We start from the raw sequence: 3,288 nt of genomic DNA on the forward strand, positions 1-3,288 counted from the left end.
CCCGGCTCGGTGGCCGGGTTGCTCTATAGACTTTGAACCAGTGTCTTGATAGCTGTTCCATATCTTTCAAGTGGCTCATTATTGATCTGAGGTTCTGTGTCGTGAATTTGGTATCTGCCCGGGGTAATATCAAAAAGAGGTCGCCCCAAGTGTGAAGATACAATTGCAACAGAGTGATTGTCTGGCACTGTAAAAGTTTTGAGTTCTCCACCTTGAAAGGAGTTAGGCTTAATTTTTCTTAAGTTTTCAGCTCTTAGCATTATCTCATTGAACATTGCTGAGAATGCCTTGCTTGCTCTTTTGTCATACTCAGTAGAACGGTTGAAAACCAGGGAGTGAATGACGGGTACGGAAATCCCGAAGTTTAAGCATCTGTCATAGAAGTTAACTGCCCTGTAATCGTTCTGAACTCCTACCCCATAGACCAGCTGGCTTAGGTTATCAACAGCACGAGCAGATGAGCCATCGCTCGAGCATGGAACAATGATCGCGTTGGCTGCTATAAGAGAAAGCTCTGTATATGCCGAAAAGCTGGGGTTACAGTCAATGAAGCAAACAGTATCTTCAATTCCCTGCTGTTGTGCGCATGCCACAAGTAAGTCACGCAGCCATAAATGGATGCTCTTCCAAGAATCTACAGGAAGGTTAACGCTGCTCAACTGGTTAATAACCTGAGCTTGTACCTCTAAACTTGGGTCGCCAGCGATCAAGAAAACGTTGGCTGGTATATGGGAATTAGTTTCATTGGCATGAATCAGGTAACTTGTTTCAGCCCCAGTAATCATGTGAGGGCTGCGTGTTCTGCGGTCGAAATATCCACCAATAGTTTTACGCTGTTGGATTAATGCTGCAAGTCTGGATGCGCCAGTCCCATTACCTCCAAGCAAAATTTCAGAAAGGTTTGCCTGGGGGCACATGTCCGCGAAAATCACACGTTTTTCTGGATTCTGGCGAGCATACTCTGTCGCCATTGCGAATGATAGATAGGTTTTACCTACTCCACCTTTGTTGTTCCAGATTGCATATGATTTCATGGTGTCATCAACGCCTTGTGCTGCTTGTTTTGCTGTTATAGTCATATTAACAGTTCCTTATTAACAATCTAGAGGCAACCCTTTAGTTTCATATGATTTATGGTTTGTTATTTTCCTGAGCCACATCACCTCTGTTACCTCTCATCATCCAAACACCTCATCAGGCCACTTACTGGCTATCCATGCTTCCTGTACGTCTGCGGCATTACCAAAAACACATCGAACTACCGGTCTGGCTCACTCAAAGTCATCGCGCTCATCCTTCTGCTTGAAGAAAACTTTATCCAGCCTGAGCACTATCCCAACCAGTCCGATAATCAGCAAAGTAATGAGTATTGGGATAATCAGATCAGACATGCTTCCTCTGTGTGCTAAGGCTTTACCCATGCTTCCTGTACGTCTGCGGCATGCTGCCGATCACACAAGTCTCAACTTAGTTTCTACAGCCACACCAATGATTCGACAGTTTCCGTTGATGGGAACCAATGGCCATTGAGGGTTTAAGCCCTTCAGGTACTTCTGTCCCCCATCAATAATCAGCTTTTTGAATGTCGCTTCGTTTGATTCGGATAGCTTTGCGATCACAAGGCTGCCATTTACTGGCTCTCGGCCGGTATCAAACAAAACGTAGGTACCCTCTGGAATGCTTAGCCCGACTGGTGACGTCATGGAATCGCCTTCAACAAGCAGCCAGAACGCTTCCCCTTGGATATGTGCATTCGACTCAAGCCACAGATCAACATCTTTGATGGAATAAGGTTCTATAGCCTCTCGCCACGATCCAGCCTGAACACTACTAAGCACTGGATATTCGTTGCCGCGCTTATAGGGCCCAACGTACTCAACATCACCCTTGATGTTTTCATCAATTATCATGCCGCCAGCACCCACAGAAAAATTATTCTTGCCGAGGAAGCGAAGAATTTTAGCTATGTCCTCCAGACTGGGCTCTCTCCTTGCGTTGAGCCAATGACTAACGGCACCTTTGGTGATCCCGAGATGCTCTGCCAGCTCTTCCTGGTTTATGCCCTTCGTTTTCATCAGGGACTTTGCTAGGTCATACCATTTCATGCTCATACCCAAATGATACAAGTTGTATATCTTTCTTCGAGTCACAATTTGTATATTTACCTTGCAAGAAAAGAATACAATATGTATATTAAAACTGTTTAGAGGAGACCCGACATGAACAATCTAAGCAAGATCAGACGTCGAGCAGGGCTTACACAGCGCCAGATAGCGACGGAGCTTAATCTGACGGCCGGCGCTATCTGCCATTACGAAAACGGGAAACGGGATCTCAGTATTGAGCAATGCAGAAAGATTGTTGCTGCGCTCAACAAATACGGAGCTTGCGTCAGCATTGACGACGTTTTCCCCCCATCAAAAGCCAGTGCCGCCTAACCGGCGGCCTTTCAATCAACACCAGAGGAAGTATTGCAAATGGAGAGTTCAATGACACGCAACAAAGTGGAGGCTCGCAGGATAGAAAGCTGGTTACACAGCCAGATAGCTGAACTGGGAACCACGAATATCGCCAAAGTGGCCGGAGTGAATAAGTCGACGGTGAGTCGCTGGCGGGAAAGTCTGCTGCCGAACATGTCGCTACTGCTGGCCATCCTGATTTCTAACAGGCCGGGAGAGAAAGGTGACTTTGAAGCATAAGTGGGAACAGAAAGGCGAAAGCCGCAGTGCGCGAACACTAACGGCTTTCTACGCGAATTAACTGAACAAATTCACAGGAGTAATTATGGCAAATACTGCCGAGGTAATCAATTTCCCTGTGCCTGTCGTGGCACTACAGGAGCTGCGCGTGGCAGATCTCGACGATGGGTTTACGCGCATCGCCAATGAGCTCCTTGAAGCTGTCATGCGTGCGGGTTTGTCGCAGCATCAGCTTTTGGTGTTCATGGCTGTCATGCGCAAAACATACGGCTTCAACAAGAAATCTGACTGGGTCAGTAACGAGCAGCTCTCGGAGCTGACCGGCATTCTCCCGCATAAGTGCTCAGCTGCAAAAAGCGTCCTGGTTAAGCGGGGGATATTAACTCAAACCGGTCGTGTTATCGGGATTAATAAAACGGTCAGCGAATGGTCATCTTTACCCGTAAAAGGTACAGAAAAGAGACCTTACCTGAAAAAGGTAACATTACCCGAATCAGGTAAGAAAAGTTTACCCGAATCAGGTAACGCCTATTACCCGAATCAGGTAAACACAAAAGACAAACATACAAAAGACAATAAAGACAATATT

5 protein-coding genes are annotated in these 3,288 nt (G+C 46.4%); 3 read left to right on the top strand and 2 right to left on the bottom strand.

Going from position 1 to position 3,288, the window contains the following annotated elements; genetic code table 11:
• Window positions 1-23: 23 nt before the first annotated feature.
• Complete coding sequence (locus HMPREF9538_RS26415; protein WP_004191592.1) at window positions 24-1,079, bottom strand: ParA family protein; 1,056 nt, start codon at window positions 1,077-1,079, stop codon at window positions 24-26.
• A gap of 372 nt (window positions 1,080-1,451) precedes the next feature.
• Complete coding sequence (locus HMPREF9538_RS26410; RefSeq protein ID WP_004191591.1) at window positions 1,452-2,111, bottom strand: LexA family protein; 660 nt, start codon at window positions 2,109-2,111, stop codon at window positions 1,452-1,454.
• A 108-nt stretch (window positions 2,112-2,219) separates the two neighbouring features.
• On the opposite strand from HMPREF9538_RS26410, the gene HMPREF9538_RS26405 reads away from it, so the two are divergent.
• From HMPREF9538_RS26405 to HMPREF9538_RS26395, 3 genes are all read left to right on the top strand, one after another.
• Window positions 2,220-2,438, top strand: coding sequence for a helix-turn-helix transcriptional regulator (locus HMPREF9538_RS26405; RefSeq protein WP_004191589.1), 219 nt, complete (start codon window positions 2,220-2,222; stop codon window positions 2,436-2,438).
• 39 nt (window positions 2,439-2,477) lie between these two features.
• A complete protein-coding gene (locus HMPREF9538_RS26400; RefSeq protein WP_004191587.1) occupies window positions 2,478-2,699 on the top strand; it encodes a CII family transcriptional regulator in 222 nt (73 codons plus the stop codon).
• Window positions 2,700-2,784: 85 nt separating this feature from the next.
• A partial coding sequence (locus HMPREF9538_RS26395; protein ID WP_009483811.1) for a replication protein occupies window positions 2,785-3,288 on the top strand: 504 nt, incomplete at its 3' end.

It is taken from the genome of Klebsiella sp. MS 92-3 (assembly GCF_000195655.1).
Taxonomy (GTDB): domain Bacteria; phylum Pseudomonadota; class Gammaproteobacteria; order Enterobacterales; family Enterobacteriaceae; genus Klebsiella; species Klebsiella pneumoniae.